Source organism: Endozoicomonas sp. (assembly GCF_051008435.1).
Taxonomy (GTDB): Bacteria; Pseudomonadota; Gammaproteobacteria; order Pseudomonadales; family Endozoicomonadaceae; genus Endozoicomonas_A.
Genome location: NZ_JBPCXO010000431.1, coordinates 1 through 3,633, shown reverse-complemented (window position 1 = coordinate 3,633; position 3,633 = coordinate 1). Strand labels below are relative to the sequence as shown.

Below are 3,633 nucleotides of genomic sequence, written 5' to 3'. Positions count from 1 at the left end.
TGGCTCTATCCTTTGCTGTTCTCGGGATCAAAGTCAGTAAGGATAGACAAAAGAAAATGACGGGTATTTCCCATAGGTTGGAGGGCTGCACTGGGCAAAAAGTCGCCGCGAAGCGGCCTACCTTGAGCCAAGTTTATCAGAGTGGCAATATTCGGGCTTAAGCATTAAGTTGAGAGGGAACTCTGGTGGTCAAATTTCATGCGTTTAGAATGGGGGCTTTGTCCTGTCTCGGGCTGATTATCACAGGTACTGATGTGTTGGCCGCATCAGGACTGCCGACCTTTCGGGAGGGACGCGAACTATATACCCTTCTTTTAATATTGCTGATAGCCGTTTCTGTCGGATTTTTCATCATCCGCCGGAGAAACAAAATCGAGCTTAGCCTTACGGATAACACGGATAACACGGATAACACGGATAACACGGATACCAAGATTGAGTTTGGTGATATTTTCAAAGAATCCGGACTTATCGTAATTCCTGTTAATGAGTATTTTGACACTATTATTGATGACCGCATAATTGCCAAAAACACCCTTCACGGCCAGTTTACAGGCTCGACAGACTGAGGAAGATAAAACCGGGGCTCTTTGCTCACTGGTAATTGCTTCGTGCATCAAATGTGTGATCAAGAGCCGTATGACGGGAGACTGTCACGTACGGTTCCGTGAGAAGCTTGATGGTGAAATCCCCTCAGGCTTACTCGACTTGCCGATTCGGTGAATGGCGCCAATGCCAGTGCGGTGCTATACAGTCTGATGGAAACAGCGAAGGCTAACGGGATTGAGCCATATGCTTGGTTCCGCTACGTTTGGTTCCGCTACGTTTGGTTCCGCTACGTGTTGACGAAACTGCCACAACTGGAAAAAGGAACTTGTGTAGAGTCCTTGCTGCCTGCGAATCTCAGGGCTGAAGATGTAAAAGTGGTGGATTATTTTCGGTAAAATAAAGGTGCGGTTTGGCAAGTTTTTACTTAGAAACTGACCAGTAGGTTAGTGCTACTGACCGATTGTGCAACTCCAGCGCCCATCGCTTGTCGAAAGATTAGTCAGATATACCCGTTACCATTGAAGGTGTGGGTAGGCGGCAAACAAGCGAAGTCCCAAGAGCATACAGTCAGTAAGTGGCTGGGGTGAGCAAGAGCAGCCAACAGCCCACGTCTTCAATGGTAACGGGTATAATACTGGCTACTGATTAACAGCAGGAGGCATCAATGGAAGCAGCACGAAGTTCTGGAGAACAGCATTACACAGCACCCTATAATCTGCGCAAACGAAAAATACCTGAATCCAGGGAAGGAGCTCCGCCTATGAAGAAAGCGAGCCTCGCGCCCGGAAAAACATCTGTGGGAGCAGTGGCCGGATCTTCAAGTTCACAGGGCGAAGGGCGAACATTGCAGCAAAGGCAGCTTCAGCCGGTAACGCCTGTTCACTATCCTCTCGACATCAGGCTCAGCGAGATTACTACAGATACTGGCAGTCCGGTAGGGCTGGGGCTTTTCACTAAAGCTGGGGAAGAGGGGGAAGTGTTTTCCCCCGGTCAGACCATTCTTGAAATGAAAGGAACTCCCGCCCTGCGCACAATGCTGAAGAATGGCAAGGAACTCGAATGGCTGTTTGACGGCAAGCGTTGCTGCGGACTGACAAGAGATACCGGGCGCTATGTTGTCTGGTCCGATTTTAGTATCCCCGCCAGTAAAACAGCTTCCGGAAAAACACGTTGGGTAGTGCCAGGCCTGCGTCCTGATGACCTGTCGGTATACGCCAATGATTCTCACCGTCTCAGGGAGCCCAATATCAGTATTGATATTGACATTCCGGATAAACTGAAGGAACGCAAAATCCAGGGTCTGACGCTGAGTGATCTGCCCGGTTATCGGTTAAATGCCAAAAACTCAATCCCTGCCAGCACTGAATTGTTATGGTCATATGATGGCGAAGAAGGGAAAGGTATCGTGGATTTTGAAACGAGTTATCAACAGTCTTTTGAAAAAGAACGCGACAGTAAAATCGTTGAAAAGATCACTCGTAGCATTATGGCGTGTCCAGAAAAACTGGAGGTAATGGACGACATGCAAGCGTTCAATATTCAGCACCATCTCGAAAAACTAACCCCTGCACCTTACAAAGCCCGTTATACCGATGAAGAAAAAGCCTGCCTGGATCAATTCCCTCCACTAGGCAAAGCTGACGCCCTTCTGAAACTGGCAGAACTGGATTCAGTGGCTCTGAGCGCCTATCTGAAATATCGTTTTGAAAATAATTCAGACAAGAATAAAGTAATTGAATATTGCAGGATTATGTATAACAGAAAAAAAGAAAGACAAAAAGCCTTACCCTGCAAGGGGTCAAACGCGAAGGGGTTACACGTGGTTTCTAAGGCCGATGTTTACAGATTTTGTGTGGAAAACAATATTTTTACTCCGGAAGAGGATTGTTCTGCCATATCGCTGGAGTGGCTGGGAGATGAGCTGAAGAACAAACCACATGATCCCCGACTGCATAGCCTGTTAGCTGATCGCATACGTTATGCCTTATGCCAGGAGAATTTTGGTGTAGTGCAATTCACTGCTAATCTAAACATGTTCGTTCCCAACCCCTTAGGACTGGAAAAAAGATGGGAGCTCAATGACCTTGAAGCTGTCAGTGGTTTCACTGTGAAAACCTTCGATAATAACAAGCAAATAGAGGAGGATATTGCAAATTATCAAACCCCCTCTGCAACGCGCGGGGAAATCATGAGTATTTCAAAGAGAACTATGGTTCCTATGAGTTATCGTGGTCATCTTGATGCCTCTAAGGCTCGAATCCAGTACTTAATCAAACAAAAAAGCTACAAACAAGTCTTGTGGCAGCTCATGAGGACGAACTTACAATTGCCTGTCAATCGTGCTTATCGGAAAGTTAATGATCAGGTCCTGACTGACTTTATACGGGAAAATTTCGAACCTGAGGAAATCAGGAGCATGCTCCCTTTAACGAAATTAAGCAATGAAATACTGCTTGAGGAGATAACCAAAGGTCGTCACGGTGCTATTGGCACACTGATTGACAGAATCAAGGAAAAAAAAGATATGACACTGTTTAAAAAGTATGTTCAGGCAAAGTGCAAAAAATGGGGAGGAAAACCGATTAAAGGATTGCGTTATACTGTCGTTGATTCATTAAGGAAATGCAACCTTGTCAATAAACCGGACAAGGATATACAATTTGATGATTTGTTTAAACTGTTTAAAAATGACGTTGACCAATGGGAGCTCGGGGTCTTAATGAAGCCACTCCCCGGAGCAAAGGGGGTGTCTTAAAAGCTAAAATCAAATCGTGGGTGAGCACTTCCATTCGTGCATTCGCAATGAAGGCTTACCCTCAAAGTTTGTTTCCCTTTTCATGAAATGGCTTCAGTTTGTCTGGATAGAGGCCAGTAAGGCATCCTGAACCATAAAATAACGGCCTCGTCAGTAAAATCTGTGGGTCATTTCTGGTTCAGGCAACTTCCCGAGAGCATGATATAAAGCAATTTCTGCACATCTGTAGGTTCTGAAGCCGTATGATTTTCTCGTAGTGAGTTTTATTTTGGTATTCAGGCCCTCAACAATACCGCTGGAATACGCCTTTTTTGCCTTGAACCAGTTCA

At 45.7% G+C, this 3,633-nt stretch carries 4 protein-coding genes; 3 read left to right on the top strand and 1 reads right to left on the bottom strand.

What is annotated here, in order from left to right:
- Positions 1–209: 209 nt before the first annotated feature.
- The 3 genes from ACR2PX_RS21620 to ACR2PX_RS21610 all read left to right on the top strand — a co-directional run bounded on the left by ACR2PX_RS21620 (position 210) and on the right by ACR2PX_RS21610 (position 3,304).
- Positions 210–569 (top strand): macro domain-containing protein, encoded by a 360-nt coding sequence (locus ACR2PX_RS21620; protein WP_434001432.1) that lies wholly within the window; start codon positions 210–212, stop codon positions 567–569.
- 150 nt (positions 570–719) lie between these two features.
- The gene (locus ACR2PX_RS21615) at positions 720–944 is read left to right on the top strand and encodes a transposase domain-containing protein (protein WP_434001430.1); all 225 of its coding nucleotides are present in this window, start codon (positions 720–722) and stop codon (positions 942–944) included.
- A 269-nt stretch (positions 945–1,213) separates the two neighbouring features.
- Positions 1,214–3,304 carry a hypothetical protein gene (locus ACR2PX_RS21610; RefSeq protein WP_434001429.1) on the top strand — a complete coding sequence of 697 codons (2,091 nt, stop codon included), beginning with the start codon at positions 1,214–1,216 and terminating at the stop codon, positions 3,302–3,304.
- A gap of 150 nt (positions 3,305–3,454) precedes the next feature.
- Here the strand turns inward: ACR2PX_RS21610 and ACR2PX_RS21605 are convergent.
- The coding region (locus ACR2PX_RS21605; RefSeq protein ID WP_434001431.1) for a transposase at positions 3,455–3,633 on the bottom strand (179 nt) is incomplete at its 5' end.

Excerpts from the sequence above, each read along its gene's own strand:
- ACR2PX_RS21620 (WP_434001432.1), top strand. The coding sequence starts at position 210 with ATGGGGGCTTTGTCCTGTCTCGGGCTGATTATCACAGGTACTGATGTG.
- ACR2PX_RS21610 (WP_434001429.1), top strand. The coding sequence starts at position 1,214 with ATGGAAGCAGCACGAAGTTCTGGAGAACAGCATTACACAGCACCCTAT.